A 17,962-nucleotide genomic window follows, 5' to 3' on the forward strand; every position below is an offset into this window, starting at 1 on the left:
GCTATACTATTGATTAAATTTCTCAGGAATTGGCGAAGAGGGGGAAGATTATGACGCAGAAAAAAATTCAAAAATTATTGGTAGCAAACAGAGGAGAAATAGCAATCAGAGTATTCAGGGCTTGTACTGAGCTCCACATCAGAACGGTTGCCATCTACTCAAAAGAAGATGCAGGTTCCTACCATCGCTATAAAGCTGATGAGGCATATCTCGTCGGAGAAGGAAAAAAGCCTATTGATGCTTATTTAGACATTGAAGGCATTATTGATATCGCACTTGATAATGGTGTAGATGCTATTCATCCGGGTTACGGATTTCTATCTGAAAATATTCATTTTGCCCGACGGTGCGAAGAAGAGGGAATTATCTTCATCGGCCCGGAAACTAAACACCTGGAAATGTTTGGAGACAAAGTAAAAGCAAGGCATCAGGCTGTCGAAGCCGGTATCCCTGTCATTCCAGGCAGCAACGGCCCTGTTGAGTCAATCAATGATGTTCTGCGTTTTGCTGAACAAAACGGCTATCCTTTCATCATCAAAGCTGCACTTGGAGGCGGAGGACGGGGAATGAGAATTGTCCGTTCTGCGGAAGAACTGAGTGAAGCTTATGACCGTGCTAAATCAGAGGCGAAAGCAGCGTTTGGCAATGATGAAGTTTACGTTGAGAAATTAATTGAAAATCCCAAGCATATTGAAGTGCAGATCCTTGGCGACCTTGAAGGAAATATTGTTCACCTGTATGAACGTGACTGTTCTGTTCAAAGAAGGCACCAGAAGGTTGTTGAAGTAGCGCCAAGTGTGTCACTTCCAGATCAGCTGCGGATGGATATTTGCAGCGCAGCCGTCAAATTGATGGATAATGTTACCTATTTGAATGCAGGAACGGTGGAATTTCTGGTTGCTGAGAATGAGTTTTACTTCATTGAAGTTAACCCCCGGGTTCAGGTTGAACATACCATTACAGAAATGATTACGGGCGTTGATATCGTCCAAACTCAAATTATGATCGCACAAGGATTGCTCCTGTCCAGCAGAGAAATAGGCATTCCTTCTCAGGAAACCATCAAGGTCAACGGCTATGCTATTCAGTCCCGTGTAACAACAGAAGACCCATTAAACGGGTTTATGCCTGACACTGGAAAAATCATGGCCTACCGCTCAGGCGGCGGCTTCGGTGTCCGACTTGATGCAGGAAATGGTTTTCAGGGAGCAGTGATTACCCCTCACTACGATTCTCTCCTGGTAAAACTGTCAACCTGGGCACTGACGTTTGACCAGGCTGCTTCTAAAATGTTAAGAAACTTAAGAGAATTCAGGATCCGCGGAATTAAAACAAACATTCCGTTTCTTGAAAATGTGGTACAGCACGACAAATTCCTGACGGGTGTGTATGATACATCCTTTATTGATACAACTCCTGAACTCTTTAAATTTCCTGTCTCAAAAGACCGTGGAACAAAGATGCTCAGCTATATTGGAAATGTAACTGTTAATGGATTTCCCGGGATAGGAAAAAAGGAGAAGCCAGCTTTTGATAAGCCTTTTATTCCGAAAGTTAAGCACAATGAGGCATTTCCTGACGGGACGAAACAAATATTGGACAAGCACGGAGCTGACGGACTTGTAAAATGGATAAAAGAACAAAACGGTGTTCTTTTAACTGATACAACTTTCCGGGATGCTCATCAGTCTCTTTTGGCTACCCGCGTAAGAACATCAGATATCACACATATAACCGAGCCGACAGCCAGAATGCTGCCAAATTTGTTCTCTCTTGAAATGTGGGGAGGAGCAACCTTTGATGTTGCATACAGGTTCCTGAAAGAAGATCCGTGGGAAAGGCTTCATGAAGTAAGGCAAAAGGCACCTAATATTCTTCTTCAGATGCTTCTCCGTGCCTCTAATGCGGTTGGATACAAAAACTATCCTGATAATGTAATCAATGAATTTGTAGAAAAGTCCGCTGCTGCAGGAATAGATGTTTTTAGAATCTTTGACAGTCTTAACTGGGTGGAAGGAATGAAGCTTGCAATTGATTCTGTTAGGGAAACAGGTAAGATTGCAGAAGCAGCGATCTGCTATACAGGTGATATTCTAGATGAATCCCGAACAAAATATAACCTGAAATATTATCAAAATATAGCAAGAGAGCTGGAAGGTGCAGGCGCTCATATTCTTGCAATTAAAGACATGGCCGGTCTCCTCAAGCCTCAGGCAGCATATGACCTTGTAGCTGCGCTGAAAGAAACTGTCGATATTCCTATTCATCTGCACACACATGATACAAGCGGAAATGGTATTTATATGTATGCGAAAGCCATTGAAGCTGGTGTAGATATTGTAGACGTCGCCATGAGTTCCATGGCTGGCCTAACTTCCCAGCCAAGCTCGAGCACATTATTTTATGCACTTGAAGGCAACAGCAGGCAGCCTGAAATTGACATTGATTCTTTGGAAAGCCTTTCTCGTTATTGGGAAGGAATTCGACATTATTACCGTGAATTTGAAAGCGGAATGGTTTCTCCGCATACAGAGGTTTATCAGCATGAAATGCCTGGAGGGCAATACAGCAATCTGCAGCAGCAGGCAAAAGCCGTCGGACTAGGCGAACGCTGGGAAGAAGTAAAGAGAATGTATCGAAGTGTGAATGATATGTTCGGAGATGTTGTGAAAGTTACCCCATCTTCAAAAGTAGTCGGAGACATGGCACTTTTCATGGTACAGAACAATCTGACAGAAGAAGATGTATATAGCAGGGGATTAACACTTGATTTTCCTGATTCGGTTGTAGAGCTGTTTGAAGGTTATCTTGGTCAGCCGCACGGCGGGTTTCCTGAAAAACTTCAACAAATCGTCTTAAAAGGAAAAAAACCTATCACAGTGAGACCGGGTGAACTGCTTCAGCAGACTGATTTTGATGATATAAAACAGCAGCTGTTTCAGTCTCTGAACAGGCCTGTGACGGATCATGAAGCCATTGCTTATGCGCTATATCCTAAAGTGCTGAAAGATTACCTTGCTACCTGTGATATGTTTGGGGATGTATCCGTTTTGGATACGCCAACCTTTCTGTACGGAATGAATTTGGGAGAAGAAATTGAAGTGGAAATTGAACAAGGGAAGACCCTGATCGTGAAGCTGGTTTCTGTTGGTGAGCCGCAGCCTGACGGAACGAGAGTTGTTTATTTTGATTTGAATGGACAGCCTCGAGAGGTTCTTATCAAGGATGAAAGTATCAAGTCATCTGTAGCAGCCAAAACGAAAGCAGAAAAAGGCAATGAAGAGCATATTGGTGCGACCATGCCGGGAACTGTGATTAAGGTGCTGATCGAAAAAGGTGCTAAGGTGAAACAGGGTGATCATCTGATCATTAATGAAGCCATGAAGATGGAAACAACCGTCCAAGCACCATTTGATGGTACAATCCAAAATATTCATGTAGGGAATGGTGAAGCCATTTCAACAGGCGACCTTCTCATTGAAATTAAACGAAATTCTTAAAGAGCAGAGGGAAAGAAAAAAGGCGTGGATAATCATAACGGGTTCGGTTGTTGAGTACAAAATTGAAAAAAGTAATACAAAATGGAGTTCAATTCGCATATGAATTGGACTCCATTTTTTGTTGTTACACCAATGTTTATTTAGAATTATCATTATAAATAGCAACGCAATTAGCATAGTGATTGGAAAGTGACTGCTGACCAACAGACAGTTAGATGGATTGCATATTAATTCCACCTATACAACCATTGCCCATTACTGGCTCATCCAACAGCTTGTAAGGGCTTCAGAGTGGCGTTTTGTGACCGACAAAGATAACTCCTTAATGACTTCCCTTTATCGGGTATTCTCCAAAGAAATTCGTCTATCAGATGCCCACCATTTCCTTTGCCAAACGGATAAAACCAAATCTCGGAAACAGGCTCGTGAGGAATTTGTTCAGGCAAGAGTGGATTTAATCAACTGGGGAATTAACTCTGGTTACGATATTAAGTCTTTAAGGAAACTTGCGTTCCTGAAAATGGAGGAACTGTTTAATACCCATCAATTTCATAAAGAAGTTCCAACGGGCATTTCCAGTCATTATGAATATGCGGGTAATCCGATTGAGCATCCACTTGCGACAATTGATAGAGGATTTCGATGGGTGGATTGTACAACTAATCTTTCATCACTCGAACCAAAAGATATTGCAAATCTTATCTTGGATGTGAACGACAATGCCATGAATATTTTCATCCAACAAATTCGCAGGAGGTTATCTATCTTAGAAAGACCTTTAACGACAGCCCGTGGTGATGGCAAAAGTTATATCTATTTCAATTTCAATCCGAAGTACGCTCAAATGGCACTCACTATACTGCGGACTTATTACAATTTTTGTTTAGCTTACAAATCAAAGGGAACGGTAGGTACACCTGCTCAACGATTAGGCATTGTAAAAAAGCAATTTCATTTAAAAGAAATAATCTATATACAATAACCATTAATTGAAAGGGCTTTGGAATTTTATGTTAAAATAAGCATAAAAGATACCTTTTAGAGGAGTAAAAAAATATGCCAATGGAGCAGGAAACAATGAGTATGTTGGTAGGCGGTTTTTCAATCATAATGGGAATAACTTTCATTGTTGTATTAATATTATTATTTTCAAAAAAACGGAAATCTTTTAGAATGGCTTATGGATTGGTGATTGGATATTTAGTATTTTTTAGTTGGGCAGTTATCCGAGCCTTAGATGCAATTAGATTTGATGTAAGCCATCCAAAGGCATCTGAGGAAATATCTTTGCGTCTTGGTATCACAGGTGTTCTTTGGGCTATCAGTATGGTTTTTTTAGTGCTTGGTTTAATAAAATTTTCGTTTTCCAAAAAAACAAATGTGGAAACATCACACAAACAACAAATGTAATGATTAAAAAGGCATCGGTTCCTGACCAATGCCTTTTTTAGTGCTATTTACTTTGCTAAAATTGGTTCGATTTTAATGTGAATTAAACTGATATTTGGACTGTTTTTTTAACTTTTGTACTTCTGAACCGAACCCGTTAGGATAATCACGCCTTTTTTCTATTTTCATATTCAATTTAGATCATTGTACAAAAAACGAATACATGTTCCAACAACAAAACCTATCAAAAATATCATTTCTAATACCATTCCATTAACATTGAAATGAGGTGAGAATACATGAAACAAGCAATTGTCTGGTTTAGAAGAGACTTTCGGCTGCAAGATAATCTGGCATTGTTCCATGCAGTTGAATTTGCCCGAAAACAAGACGCAAAGCTAATATTTGTTTTTCAAATAGATCCCTATTTTAATCGGGGGAAGATAGAACTGGGGAATCAGTATTTCTTTCAGGCAGTACACGCTTTTATGAAAGGCTGCCGTTCATTAGGTATCTCTTTTATAATTAAAAAAGGAGACCCTGTTTCTTCATTTCAAGAACTTTTTGATGACTATCCCGATATCACTGCTATGTTTCTGAATGAAGATCGTATTGGTTATGGTTTGCAGAGGGATGAGAAAGTAAAAGAAGCCGCAGAGAAATACGGTATTTCTTGGTACAGTTATCAAGATGCCCATATTCTTGGTCCTGGGGAAGTCCTAAAAGGAAGCGGAACATACTACGAAATCTTTTCACCCTATTATAGAAGATGGGAGACACTGCCTAAACAGCCCCCTGTAAAACTTGATTTATCCCTGCTGAAAGAAAGCGCAGCAACTTATGATCTTCATCAACAGGATCCCATTTTAAAAGTCTATCATTCAGAATGGCGAACTGGTGAGAAAGCAGCATGGGAACAAATGAAAAACTTTACGGATAAAATTTTATACAGTTATCATGATACCCGTAATAAAGTTCATAATGAAAGTACCAGTAAACTCTCTCCATTTATAAAAACAGGTGCTATTTCAGCAAGAACTCTCTATTTCTATGTGAGAGGAACTGAACTGAATCAGGATGGTAAAAATGCATTCTTAAAAGAACTTGCCTGGAGAGACTTTTTTCAAAGTATATTTGCGCGATACCCAGAGAGCAGAATAAAGCCTGTTAACTCAAAATACAATGCTGTACCCTGGAGAGAAAACAGAGAGTACCTGAAGCTTTGGCAGGAAGGAAGAACCGGCTATCCACTCATTGATGCAGCAATGCGCCAGCTGAATCAGGAAGGGTGGATCCACAACAGGCTTCGCATGATAACAGCGTCCTTTCTAACAAAAAATTTTTTGATTGACTGGAGACACGGTGAACATTACTTTTCAAAAAAACTCATTGACTATGACCTGGCATCTAATGCAGGAGGCTGGCAATGGGCTGCTTCCGTTGGCACAGATGCAGTCCCTTACTACCGGATATTTAACCCTGTGACACAATCAAAACAGTTAGATCCGGACGGCAGCTATATTAAAACATATATTCCTGAGTTAAGAAATGTGCCTATCACATACATACATGAACCCTGGAAGATGGATGAAGGTGACAGAGAAGCATATGGCTGCCCTTCCGGAAGAGAGTATCCAAAACCGGCTGTTAATCATCATGAGCAGAGAAAGCTGGCAATAGAAATGTTTCAAACCGCGGAAGGGGAGAATAAGGGCGGATAATAAAAAAGAACGAGCTCTTTGCCCGTTCTTTTTTACTGTGACAGTGTTTTATTATTATTCTTCTTGAAAGCTGCATTTGACTTCTCACGCGTGATCAGAAGGATAAAGTAGCTGAGCAGTCCAAAAAGACAAGAAATAATTAAAGCGTGTGCCAGGGAAATAAACAGGTTTAGTCCGGTTAGAACAACCAGTGCTCCTGAAATAACCTGAAGGCAGATTAAGATAAATCCGATAATCCATCCGTAGTACACAATTTTTTGATGCTTATGATACTTTACAGCACGGTAGGCAGCATAAGCGATCCAAACAAAGATCAATCCAGCAGCAAAACGGTGTCCCATTTGAATCCACTCATGAAGCTGTGTAGGCATACCGTTAGCCCTGGATGAACAAAGCGGCCAGTCAGGGCATGCAAGGCTGGCTCCTTTGTGACGCACTAATGCACCTGTGTAAACAACAATATAACTGTACACTGTTATGCCAATCATATGGAATTTCATTTTAGGATCAATAATCAATGTTTGTGCATCAAATTTTTGATCTACTTCAAATATCAGAAGTGTCAGCAGAAGTACAGATGCGAATGAAATTAAAGAAATACCAAAGTGCAAAGCAAGAATAACATCAGATTGACCCCACATTACAGCTCCTGCACCAATTAATGCCTGCAGCAGCAGGAAAAATACCGAGAGGATTGCGAGGAACTTTGTTTCTCTTACATGTCCAATTGACCTCCAGGACCAGATGGCGAGCCCCAGTACCAGAAGGGCGGCAATTCCGCTTACTACTCTGTGGCTCAGCTCAACGACAAGCTCAAATGTAATGTCAGTCGGGATCAGCTGTCCGTGGCAAAGCGGCCAAGAATCGCCGCAGCCTGCACCTGATTCCGTCTTAGTAACAAGCGCCCCGCCAATCAGAACAAAAAGCATGACGATTGTGGTAAGAACCGCGAAATATTTTAATGCACGATGCATAGAATTCACCTTCTTATCTAATATCTATATTAATACAATTTCAGAAAAGTAATGTATAACGAATACTCTACGATTGTAAGCAATACTGCAAGAAAAGACAATGATTATTGCTCATTGTTCACAAAGTTATAATAGTTGAGATTTTAAAGGAATTTAGAAGCTAAAATGGTTGATTATCGTGAATTGGTTTGCTAGAAATATAGAGGGGCTGATTCAGGTTTTTGAAAGAAAATATGTTTCTTTCAGTTTGGGTCACATTTTCCAAATTAAAAGGAAATCTTCTCTCAGATATGGTAAAATAATTAAGAAGACATCAGCTTACCGAAACCGGCCCCTAATTTTGTAAAGAAAAGCCTTGAGCTCCTTCACAATTTGGACATAATTTCTTCATAATTTGTTCACATATAACTGTCGAATTATGGTTAAATTTATAGAAGAGCGTTTTTAAAAGAGCAGCAGTTTAGTATGATATAAGTAACCCGTCGATGGTTTTATAAAATCACAGACTAAAAGCTTTATAGCTTTACATCAGCGGAAATGCTCAATTAAGAACCCTTCATTCTTAATCTGTGAAGGTTTAGAAAGGTTAAGGAGGTAAAATACATGTCTAATTCGAGGACAGCGGATGTTTCCCTAAATGAAACACGTTCTCACGATATACCCGAAACAAATGTCTGGAAAGATTTTCTTTCTTTAATAAAGGTGGGCATTGTTAATTCCAATTCAATCACTACATTTACAGGCCTTTGGCTTGCGTTATTTTTTACAAACCAAAGTTTCCTGGGCTCACTTGATACAGTGTTTTTTACCATGTTTGGTTCAGCGTTAGTGGTGGCGGGCTCATGTGCTATCAACAATTATTACGACCGTGATATTGACCATCTAATGGAGCGGACAAAAAACCGTCCGACTGTATCCGGAAGAATGAATGCAAACACAGCCCTCTGGACCGGTGTTCTGCTTATTACGGTGGGCTTCGTTGCTTTGCTGATGACCACGGTTACTGCTGCGATGATTGCACTTTTCGGTGCTGTTGCTTATATATTTTTCTATACGATGTGGACGAAACGCAGATATACAATTAATACTGTTGTAGGAAGCATTTCCGGTGCCGTTCCTCCACTAATCGGGTGGGCAGCGGTGGATGCGAACCTTAGTGTAATGGCCTGGGTTCTGTTCATGCTGATGTTTATCTGGCAGCCGCCTCACTTCCTAGCGATTGCTATGAAGAGATGCGAAGAATACCGTGCAGCTGGAATACCAATGCTGCCGGTTATTCATGGATTTGCTATGACAAAAAGACAGATGATCGTATGGGTAGTCTGCCTGCTTCCGCTTCCTTTTTATCTTTATGAACTTGGAACAGGCTTCATCATTCTTGCAACACTCCTGAACATCGGTTGGGTTGCTTTGGCATTTTCAGGATTTAAAATAAAAGACGATATTAAATGGTCTAAGCTGATGTTTGTTTATTCCCTTAATTATCTGACCATCATGTTCGTTTCAATGGTTATTTTTACACTTATTTAACAGCTGAAATGGGCGGAGGCCCGGGGGAGTCTCCGCCATTTCTTTTATATTTGGTTGGAAATTCTTTCTATGGAAGAATTTTTACATAGAGAAGTAATTCTCATTATCTCAACGAGAAAGCACAACTAAATTACTGAAAGAGGGGTTTGATTTTTCTATGAAAAAGTGGCTGACAAAGTTGCGTCTTGTTTCATTATTTGCATTGCTGACGCTTGTTTTGGCCGGCTGTGGAAAGCCATTTGTTTCCGCTTTAAGACCTGCTGGTGAAGTAGCGGATATGCAATACTCTTTAATTATGCTGAGTATCTATATAATGGTTTTTGTCACTGCAGTCGTAACAGTAATCTTCATTTATGTGGTATGGAAATTCCGTTTCCGCAAAGGTGATGAAGACAAAATTCCTGAGCAGGTTGAAGGAAATCATAAGCTTGAAATTATTTGGACTGTTATTCCTATTTTATTATTAATTGTGTTAGCGGTTCCAGTAGTAGCGGCAACATTCGAACTAGCGGATGTGAGGCCGATGGACAGGGAAAACCGAACGCCTGATGATGCACTTGTTGTCAATGTAAGAGCAAATCTGTACTGGTGGGAATTTGAATATCCGGATTATGGCATTATCACTAGCCAGGATTTGATTGTTCCGACCGATGAAAGAGTTTACTTTAATCTAAAAGCCGCTGATGTTAAGCACTCATTCTGGATCCCTTCAGCCGGCGGGAAAATGGATACGAATACCGAAAATATCAACCGATTTTATTTAACTTTTGATTCCGGCCGCACCGAGCAGGCGGGAGACTATTTTTATGGGAAGTGCGCCGAGCTTTGCGGACCTTCACATGCTTTAATGGACTTTAAAGTAAAAGCGGTTTCAAAAGACGAATTTACTCAGTGGGCAGACAATATGAAAACTTATGAAGCCTCTGCAGAAGGTGATTTGGCTCAGCAAGGTGAACAGCTGTTTGAAGAAAAAGGCTGCTTAGGCTGCCATGCTGTGAATCCAGTCGATGAAAGGCCTGAACAGGCACGTACAGGTCCTAACCTGGCATCGTTTGGCGAGCGTTCACGCGTCGCAGGCATTCTGCCGCATGACGAAGAAAGCATTAAAAACTGGTTAAGAGATCCTGAGAAATATAAGCCAGGAAACAAAATGACGAATACTTACCCTAAACTTGAAGAGCAGGAAATTGATGCTCTTACAGAATACTTACAAGGCCTGAAGGTTGAATCCAACTAAGCCAGGTAATCAGAGGAGGTAAAATTGTGAGTACGTTGACACAGAGAAGAGGTTTTGGCGCAGCTCTGTGGGACTATTTAACAACAGTAGACCACAAAAAGATTGCGATTCTCTACCTTATTTCCGGCGGGTTTTTCTTCGTGCTGGGCGGATTGGAAGCGATGATCATCCGCATCCAGCTGGCTATTCCAAATAACAATTTTGTAAGCGCTGGCCTTTATAACGAAATTTTAACCATGCATGGAACGACCATGATATTTCTTGCGGCGATGCCGTTGATTTTTGCTTTTATGAACGCAGTAGTACCCATTCAAATTGGTGCGCGTGATGTTGCGTTTCCTTTTCTTAACTCACTTGGATTCTGGCTGTTCTTCTTCGGGGGACTGTTCTTAAATTTAAGCTGGTTTCTTGGAGGAGCTCCTGATGCAGGCTGGACTTCATATGCATCTTTAGCACTGGAATCCCCTTCAAACGGAATCGACTTTTATCTCTTGGGTCTTCAGATTTCAGGGATTGGAACCTTAATTGCAGGGATTAACTTTCTTGTTACCATTATTAATATGCGTGCGCCGGGCATGACCTATATGCGCATGCCGCTGTTCACATGGACGACTTTTGTTGCTTCTGCACTTATTTTGTTTGCGTTTCCGCCGCTTACTGTCGGGCTTGCAATTATGATGTTCGACCGTCTATTCGGCACTCATTTCTTTGATCATACCATGGGTGGAAATACTATTATTTGGGAACATTTATTCTGGATATTCGGACACCCTGAAGTTTATATTTTAATATTGCCGGCATTCGGTATCTTTTCTGAAATTATACCTGTTTTCGCTAAAAAACGCCTGTTTGGATATTCTTCAATGGTATTCGCTACCGTGTTAATCGGTTTCCTTGGATTCATGGTATGGGCTCACCATATGTTCACAGTAGGACTGGGGCCGATTGCAAACGCAATTTTTGCTGTTGCGACGATGGCTATTGCTGTACCAACAGGAATTAAAATCTTTAACTGGATGTTTACCATGTGGGGCGGAAGCATTCGTTTTACTACACCAATGCTTTGGTCTGTTGCGTTTATTCCGAGTTTTACATTGGGCGGAGTGACAGGCGTCATGCTGGCAAGTGCTGCTGCTGATTATCAGTATCATGATACTTATTTTGTTGTAGCGCATTTTCACTATGTCATTGTAGGCGGCGTTGTATTCGGTTTATTCGCTGCTGCCCACTACTGGTGGCCTGCCATGTTCGGCAAAATGCTGAATGAGTTTCTTGGCAAGGTAACATTTGTACTGTTCTTTACAGGCTTCCATTTAACTTTCTTTATTCAGCATTTCCTTGGTTTGATGGGCATGCCGCGCCGTGTCTTTACTTTCCTGCCTGGCCAGGGCTTTGAGATAGGCAATGCGGTAAGTACAGCAGGTGCTGTGTTAATGGCACTTGGAACAATCGTACTGCTTTATAATGTTGTCATTACCTCTATTAAAGGGGAAAAAGTCGGTATGGATCCTTGGGGAGATGGGCGTACGCTTGAATGGGCGGTTTCAAGTCCTCCTCCGGAATATAACTTTAAACAAACACCGCTTGTGCGCGGACTTGATGCACTGTGGATAGAAAAGATGGAAGGCAAGAAAGGGATGACACCTGCCGAACCGGTTGGCGACATTCATATGCCTAACCCATCCATTTTGCCGATTATCATTTCCTTCGGTTTATTCGTGGCTGCTTTTGGAGCTATGTATCACGCAGATCATGCTTTTGGATATCCGCTTCTGTTTGCAGGTCTTGCAATAACGTTTGGTGCCATGCTTGTCCGGTCAATAAAGGATGATCATGGATTCCACATTCATAAAGAGGACTTAATGAATGAAGAAGATGAAAAAGGGGGTAGAAAATAATGCATGCTGAAGAAAAATTAACAGCTGAAACATTTCCTGCTGCTCCCGAGAAAGCGACACTCGAAGGTAAAAATAAATTTTTAGGTTTTTGGCTATTCTTAGGTGGAGAAACAGTTTTGTTTGCATCTTTGTTTGCCACTTTCCTTGCACTGCGCAATTCCAATGCAGGAGGCCCGACAACTCAGGAGCTTTTTGAGCCGGCCATAGTTTTTATAGCTACCATGCTTTTATTAACAAGCAGTTTAACAAGTGTCTATGCCATGTATCATATGAAAAACTTTAACTTTAGAGGAATGATGCTTTGGCTCGGGATTACACTTGCTCTTGGAGGAGCTTTTCTAGGTTTAGAAATTTATGAGTTTTATCACTATGTACATGAGTACGAATTTACCATCACCAGCAGTGCACTGGGATCTGCGTTTTATGTACTTGTTGGAACTCACGGGGCACACGTTGCGTTTGGACTGCTCTGGATTTCTGCTTTGATGATTCGCAATCGCAAGAGAGGGCTGAGCCTGTATAATGCACCAAAATTTTATGTTGCAAGCTTGTACTGGCATTTTATCGACGTAGTTTGGGTATTTATCTTTACAATCGTATACTTAATGGGAATGGTGGGATAAGGTTATGGCAACTCAAAACACAGGAAACCCTAAAGTAGACATAGCATACCGCCGAAAAAAAAATGCACAGGATATGAAAATGCAGGTCGTTTCATTTGCCATGATGATCTTCTTTACAGTCATCGCTTTTATCGCTGTCGGCTATGAAGCAATTGAAGCCTGGTTTGCAGTGCCTTTCATCATCCTTCTGGCAGTGGTACAGGTCATTTTTCAACTGTATTATTTTATGCATATGAACCATAAAGGGCATGAAACACCAGCTCTGTTCCTGTACTCCGGACTCGGCGTAGGACTGATTACTGTTCTGGCTTTTGTAACAATCATCTGGTGGTAAAAAAATCGGCCCTTGAGGCCGATTTTTTTACGTATAAAGAAGGGAATGCGAACTGCGCAACAATACAGCAAAACAGATACTTTTCATTAGTATATTCTGGGCTTTTAGCACAATTCTGTCATAGAACGTTCATTGAAGATGCAAACAGACAAGTGTATAATAGTGGCAGGAAAAGTGAATAGTTCAGGGGAGTGAAACACTTGGAAAATATTAGTATTTTTGGCTTCAGAGCTTTATGGAGCCCCTATTTTTTCTTGTTTGTCCTTTTGTTATCAGTGTTATATTTTATTATAATTGGTCCTTTGCGAAATAAATTTCAAGATAGTGAACCTGTTAGCCCAAAAACGAAAGCGCTTTTTATAACCAGCATGGCACTTCTCTATATTATAAAAGGAAGCCCGGTTGACTTGCTGAGCCACCTCATGTTTAGTGCCCATATGACGCAAATGGCTATTTTATATTTAGTTTTTACGCCGCTGCTGATCGTCAGTATTCCTGCCTGGTTATGGAGAGCCGTCATATATAAGCCCGTTATAAAGCCTGTTTTCTCTTTTTTTACCAAACCTCTGATTGCGTTGATTTTTTTTAATGGGGCTTTTTCTTTTTACCATATTCCCTTGATTTTTGATTTTGTGAAAACGAATCCAATTTATCACTCTTCCATGAGCATATTTTTGTTCTCTGCTTCGCTTGCTATGTGGTGGCCGCTTGTTAACAGGCTTCCGGAATGGAAGGAGCTGAGCGGGCTGAAAAAAGTAGGATACATTTTCGCTGATGGTGTCTTGCTGACGCCTGCTTGCGCCTTGATTATTTTTGCCTCGGCCTCATTGTACAGCACGTACTCTGATCCTACTGCCTGGATAACTGCGCTGCACTTATGTGTGCCTGCTGATATGCTCTCAGGAATAAATTTGAGCGGACCGGAAATGTTTAACACATTACCTTTGGTTGAGGATCAGCAGCTTGGAGGAGTCATTATGAAAATTATTCAGGAGATTGTGTACGGCATTATCCTGGGAATGGTTTTCTTTGAGTGGGTTCGAAAGGAAAAAGAACGTGATGAGCTTGAGGCGAGCATCGGCACGCTGAATGCGGGAGCAGTGAAATAGAATACACTCAAGCAGAAAGGATACATCTATGAATACGGCATTGCCTATTTTACCTACTATCAGTACTGCATTTATCATTTTAAGCGCTCTATGCGTTGCTGCCGGGTGGATTTTGGTCGCTAAGGGCAGAATTCAAGCTCATAAGAAAACCATGTTTGCAGCTGCAGTTTTTGCTCTGATTTTCTTTATTGTATATGCCTCCAGGACAATTTTTGTAGGAAATACTGCATTCGGAGGTCCTGACTCTATTAAAATATACTATACTGTTTTTCTGGTTTTTCATATCTTTCTGGCAACAACAGGTGCTGTATTTGGAATCATCACCCTGCTGTCGGGATATCAAAACAAACTGAGCAAGCACAGAAAGATAGGACCGATTACTAGCATTATCTGGTTTTTTACAGCCACGACCGGGGCAGCTGTGTATCTTCTGCTTTATGTCTTTTATCACGGCGGTGAAACAACCTCCGTATTTAGAGCAATTCTCGGTTTATAACATAAAATACAAGTGTTATAGAATATATAATCTATAACACTTTTTTTATGTGCTTGAACGGGGAGGTTCATGATGGCTGAGATTATTACTAAAAATCTTCTGCTTGTACCTTGTTCCTTGGATATCTCTAAGTCGCTTATTATTCATCGGCAAGAATTGGAGAAACGATCACCTATAGTGATTCCAAAGCATTGGCCGTCATTGTTTATTAAAGGAATTTTACCTCTGTATATCGAAAGATTAGAGAAGGATGAAACAGAATTGTGCTGGGGAGTCTGGCTGATTATTGAATATAAAGACAAACAGATTATCGGAGACTTTTATTTAAAAGGCAAGCCGGACGCTGAGGGCAGGGTGGAGTTTTGTCATCATCTTAACCCTGAATTCTCAATTGATCATACTCATGAAGCATTGTACGCATTTACTGACTGGCTGCTGTTGGAAAAATCAATTACTGCGATCACTACACATTGTACCTTGGAGCAGGAACTGTTAATAAACGCATTTGGAAAACTGGGGTTAATATGCACAGACAGAGATCAGGACTACTTAACATGGTCTTTGAAGAAGATAGAGGAGGACATTCATGATTAGAGAACTGGATGAAAAAGACTATCAAAAAGCAATACAGTTATCAGAATATGCTTTTCAATACAAGGTAACTGAAGAAGAACTGCAAAAGAGAAGAGATCAGCTTAAAAATCACATTATCCTTGCTGATGAAGAAGAGGGAGAGATTACCTCTAAGCTTCATATCATTCCTTTTCAAATGCATTGGCATGGTAATTCTGTCAGGATGGGCGGAATTGCTGGTGTGGCCACTTTTCCTGAATATCGAAGAATGGGAAAAGTGAACAGGCTTTTAACAGATGCATTGAAGCGGATGAGACAGGAAGGAATGTATTTGTCATATCTACATCCGTTTCATACTGCGTTTTACAGGCAATTTGGTTGGGAGCTGGTCTCTTCCCGCAAAATAGTATCATTCTCTAGGCAGGATCTGGTGAGAATTCCTTCAATAAAAGGAACTGTCAGGAGGCACGCCAGCAAAAACATGATTGCGGAATTAAAAAGAATATACAGTCAGTTTGCTATTGATAACAACTCTCTTTTGGACAGGGATGATTCCTGGTGGGAGAATACGGTGATTCAAGGAGCAGAGCATGCAGCAATTGCCTATTCTACAGATTATACACCTCTCGGCTACTTGCTTTACGAAGTGAAAAATAAAAAATTTATCATTCGTGAAGGAATCTTCCTTGAGGAAGAGGCAAAAAAGCTGCTGTGGAACTATACCGCCCAGCATGATTCCATGGTAGATGGAGCGGAGTGGGTCACCCATGAGAAGGACGAGTTTACATATTACCTTCATAATCCTGATGCTGAAGTAAAGGTAAAGCCATATGCAATGGGGAGAATTGTCGACGCTGAAGCAATATTAAAAGCTTTTCCTTTTCATCTTCAGGAGCAGCCGCTTATTCTTCATATACATGATTCACACGCACCGTGGAATAATGGGACTTTTATGAAAAACAAGGAGAAAGCTGACTTTTTCAGACAGGAGAATGAGGGTGCAGCCTGTGCTCATCCCCCTAAAAGAGGACTCACTCTTGATATAGGTACATTAACTGCACTTCTCTCAGGCTATAAAGACGCTGAATTTTTGTACAGGGCTGGTTTAATGACAGGATCTTTGGAAGATGCTGAGTCACTGTCTAGGTGTATTCCTGCGAAACAATCTATCCTGTTTGATTTCTTTTAAAAAAATGTTAGTTGCAGTAAAACTGCTAAAGTATAGACAAATAGAGCCTGCCGAAAAGGCAGGCTCTTTGTTATATTTTAAAGCGGAATCGAATGATGCCCGCTTCACGTGCAGTATTATAAACAATCAGGATCATCGGGCCGATGAAGAACCCCAAAAAGCCAAATAATCTAAGGCCCAGGTACATAGAAATCAAAGTAGCGAGGGGAGAGAGTCCGATATGAGTTCCCATCACTTTAGGTTCTATTGTTCTCCTGATAATCAGCAGAACAATTGTCAGAATAGCGAGCTTTGTACCTAATGCTATATCACCTGTCATAAATTGAAATAATGTCCATGGAAGCATGACAATGATTGAGCCGATAAGGGGAATCACATCGATTACCCAGATGATCAGGGCCATAATTAAAGCAATTTCAGGGCTTATTAGCAGAAGTCCGATAAGAGCAGCCAGAAAGATAATGACACTGACGAGCAGCTGTGCTTTAATAAAGCCGAACATGACCACGGATATTCTTTTAGACATAAAAGCAACCTGTTGAGCTGTCCGTTCTGTCATATGAGAATATGCTTTTTCTTTCAGGCGGGGCAGATCGATCATAAATAAAAATAAGGCTATCAAATATACAAGGAGATTCACAAGATAGTTTGGTATATTTGTGAAAATATTTTTTACATTTTCAATATTCAGGGATCCTGCCAATTCATCCCGTGTATTCAGCAGAAAGTTTTCCACTTGATTGCTGACCTCTTCTACAAACTCCTTTGGAAGATCCTCTACAGTCGTAGAGATTGTGGTTTCAAAATCCTTCCATACCCTGTTGATTTCATTCACATAAGCTGGTGCATTTTCAGCCAATTGTATGACTTCTCCCACCACTTTTGTTGTTATGAAATAACCGCTGATTCCAATCAGGAGCAGGAACATAAGAAATACGAGCAGTACTGATACATTTCTTTTCACTTTTCCACGCTGAACGATCATTCTGACAGCAGGCTCAAGCAAGAGTGCAGTGATTAAAGCTAAGATGATTGGAATAGAGATAGGGAGAATAAAATAAATGAGAAGGCCTATCACTATAATGGAGAGAATCATAATTATATTTTTTTTGGTGAATATTGCTGTCAAAGCGAGACCCCTCTCTGTAAATGGCTAAATAATTATATAAATAAATTATATTATGCCATGATATAAAAAACCATTCATTTCTTTTCTGCAACCGTTATCATTTTTAGCCTTAAAATTAAACATCTATTTTAAGTCACAGCTGTATTTCCCTCAATAAAAAATTTGAAAGTCTGACAATTGTTAGTGTTATCAGGTACTTTGCCTTTGATAATGAGAACTTACTTACAAAAGAAGCTATAAAAAAAGCAAAAGCATATCTG

The 17,962-nt window shown here is 40.5% G+C and carries 14 protein-coding genes and 1 pseudogene; 13 read left to right on the forward strand and 2 right to left on the reverse strand.

Going from position 1 to position 17,962, the window contains the following annotated elements:
* The first annotated feature begins 50 nt into the window (after positions 1-50).
* The 4 genes and pseudogenes from pyc to GJU40_RS05895 all read left to right on the forward strand — a co-directional run bounded on the left by pyc (position 51) and on the right by GJU40_RS05895 (position 6,610).
* Positions 51-3,500 (forward strand): pyruvate carboxylase, encoded by a 3,450-nt coding sequence (pyc, locus tag GJU40_RS05880; protein WP_154306817.1) that lies wholly within the window; start codon positions 51-53, stop codon positions 3,498-3,500.
* Positions 3,501-3,696: 196 nt separating this feature from the next.
* Positions 3,697-4,482: pseudogene (locus tag GJU40_RS05885) on the forward strand (insertion element protein); the annotation flags it as partial.
* Positions 4,483-4,556: 74 nt separating this feature from the next.
* Complete coding sequence (locus GJU40_RS05890; RefSeq protein ID WP_154306818.1) at positions 4,557-4,910, forward strand: hypothetical protein; 354 nt, start codon at positions 4,557-4,559, stop codon at positions 4,908-4,910.
* Positions 4,911-5,188: 278 nt separating this feature from the next.
* Positions 5,189-6,610, forward strand: coding sequence for a cryptochrome/photolyase family protein (locus GJU40_RS05895; protein WP_154306819.1), 1,422 nt, complete (start codon positions 5,189-5,191; stop codon positions 6,608-6,610).
* Between the two features lie 32 nt (positions 6,611-6,642).
* On the opposite strand, the gene GJU40_RS05900 is transcribed toward GJU40_RS05895, so the two are convergent.
* Positions 6,643-7,584 carry a COX15/CtaA family protein gene (locus GJU40_RS05900; protein ID WP_154306820.1) on the reverse strand — a complete coding sequence of 314 codons (942 nt, stop codon included), beginning with the start codon at positions 7,582-7,584 and terminating at the stop codon, positions 6,643-6,645.
* 603 nt (positions 7,585-8,187) lie between these two features.
* Between GJU40_RS05900 and cyoE the strand changes: the two genes are divergently transcribed.
* From cyoE to GJU40_RS05945, 9 genes are all read left to right on the forward strand, one after another.
* On the forward strand, positions 8,188-9,114 hold the full coding sequence (gene cyoE, locus GJU40_RS05905) for a heme o synthase (RefSeq protein ID WP_154306821.1): 927 nt from the start codon (positions 8,188-8,190) through the stop codon (positions 9,112-9,114).
* Positions 9,115-9,271: 157 nt separating this feature from the next.
* Entirely contained in the window at positions 9,272-10,351 is a 1,080-nt protein-coding gene (gene coxB, locus GJU40_RS05910; protein WP_154306822.1) for a cytochrome c oxidase subunit II, read from the forward strand.
* Between the two features lie 26 nt (positions 10,352-10,377).
* Positions 10,378-12,249: a cytochrome c oxidase subunit I gene (gene ctaD / locus GJU40_RS05915; protein ID WP_343031422.1), complete on the forward strand. Its 1,872-nt coding sequence runs from the start codon at positions 10,378-10,380 to the stop codon at positions 12,247-12,249.
* Positions 12,249-12,872, forward strand: coding sequence for a cytochrome c oxidase subunit III (ctaE, locus tag GJU40_RS05920; RefSeq protein ID WP_154306823.1), 624 nt, complete (start codon positions 12,249-12,251; stop codon positions 12,870-12,872). Before ctaD ends, ctaE begins: the two co-directional genes overlap by 1 nt.
* A 4-nt stretch (positions 12,873-12,876) precedes the next feature.
* Positions 12,877-13,206 carry a cytochrome c oxidase subunit IVB gene (ctaF, locus tag GJU40_RS05925; protein ID WP_154306824.1) on the forward strand — a complete coding sequence of 110 codons (330 nt, stop codon included), beginning with the start codon at positions 12,877-12,879 and terminating at the stop codon, positions 13,204-13,206.
* 200 nt (positions 13,207-13,406) lie between these two features.
* On the forward strand, positions 13,407-14,315 hold the full coding sequence (gene ctaG, locus GJU40_RS05930; RefSeq protein WP_154306825.1) for a cytochrome c oxidase assembly factor CtaG: 909 nt from the start codon (positions 13,407-13,409) through the stop codon (positions 14,313-14,315).
* A 28-nt stretch (positions 14,316-14,343) separates the two neighbouring features.
* Positions 14,344-14,811, forward strand: coding sequence for a DUF420 domain-containing protein (locus GJU40_RS05935; protein ID WP_154306826.1), 468 nt, complete (start codon positions 14,344-14,346; stop codon positions 14,809-14,811).
* Positions 14,812-14,880: 69 nt separating this feature from the next.
* On the forward strand, positions 14,881-15,405 hold the full coding sequence (locus tag GJU40_RS05940) for a GNAT family N-acetyltransferase (RefSeq protein WP_154306827.1): 525 nt from the start codon (positions 14,881-14,883) through the stop codon (positions 15,403-15,405).
* Entirely contained in the window at positions 15,398-16,573 is a 1,176-nt protein-coding gene (locus tag GJU40_RS05945) for a GNAT family N-acetyltransferase (protein WP_154306828.1), read from the forward strand. The genes GJU40_RS05940 and GJU40_RS05945 overlap by 8 nt, the downstream gene beginning before the upstream one ends.
* A 70-nt stretch (positions 16,574-16,643) precedes the next feature.
* Here GJU40_RS05945 and ytvI read toward each other — a convergent pair whose 3' ends face one another.
* A complete protein-coding gene (gene ytvI, locus GJU40_RS05950) occupies positions 16,644-17,702 on the reverse strand; it encodes a sporulation integral membrane protein YtvI (protein WP_154306829.1) in 1,059 nt (352 codons plus the stop codon).
* Positions 17,703-17,962 lie beyond the last annotated feature (260 nt).

The sequence above is a fragment of the Metabacillus lacus genome (genome assembly GCF_009674805.1).
Classification (GTDB): domain Bacteria; phylum Bacillota; class Bacilli; order Bacillales; family Bacillaceae; genus Metabacillus_C; species Metabacillus_C lacus.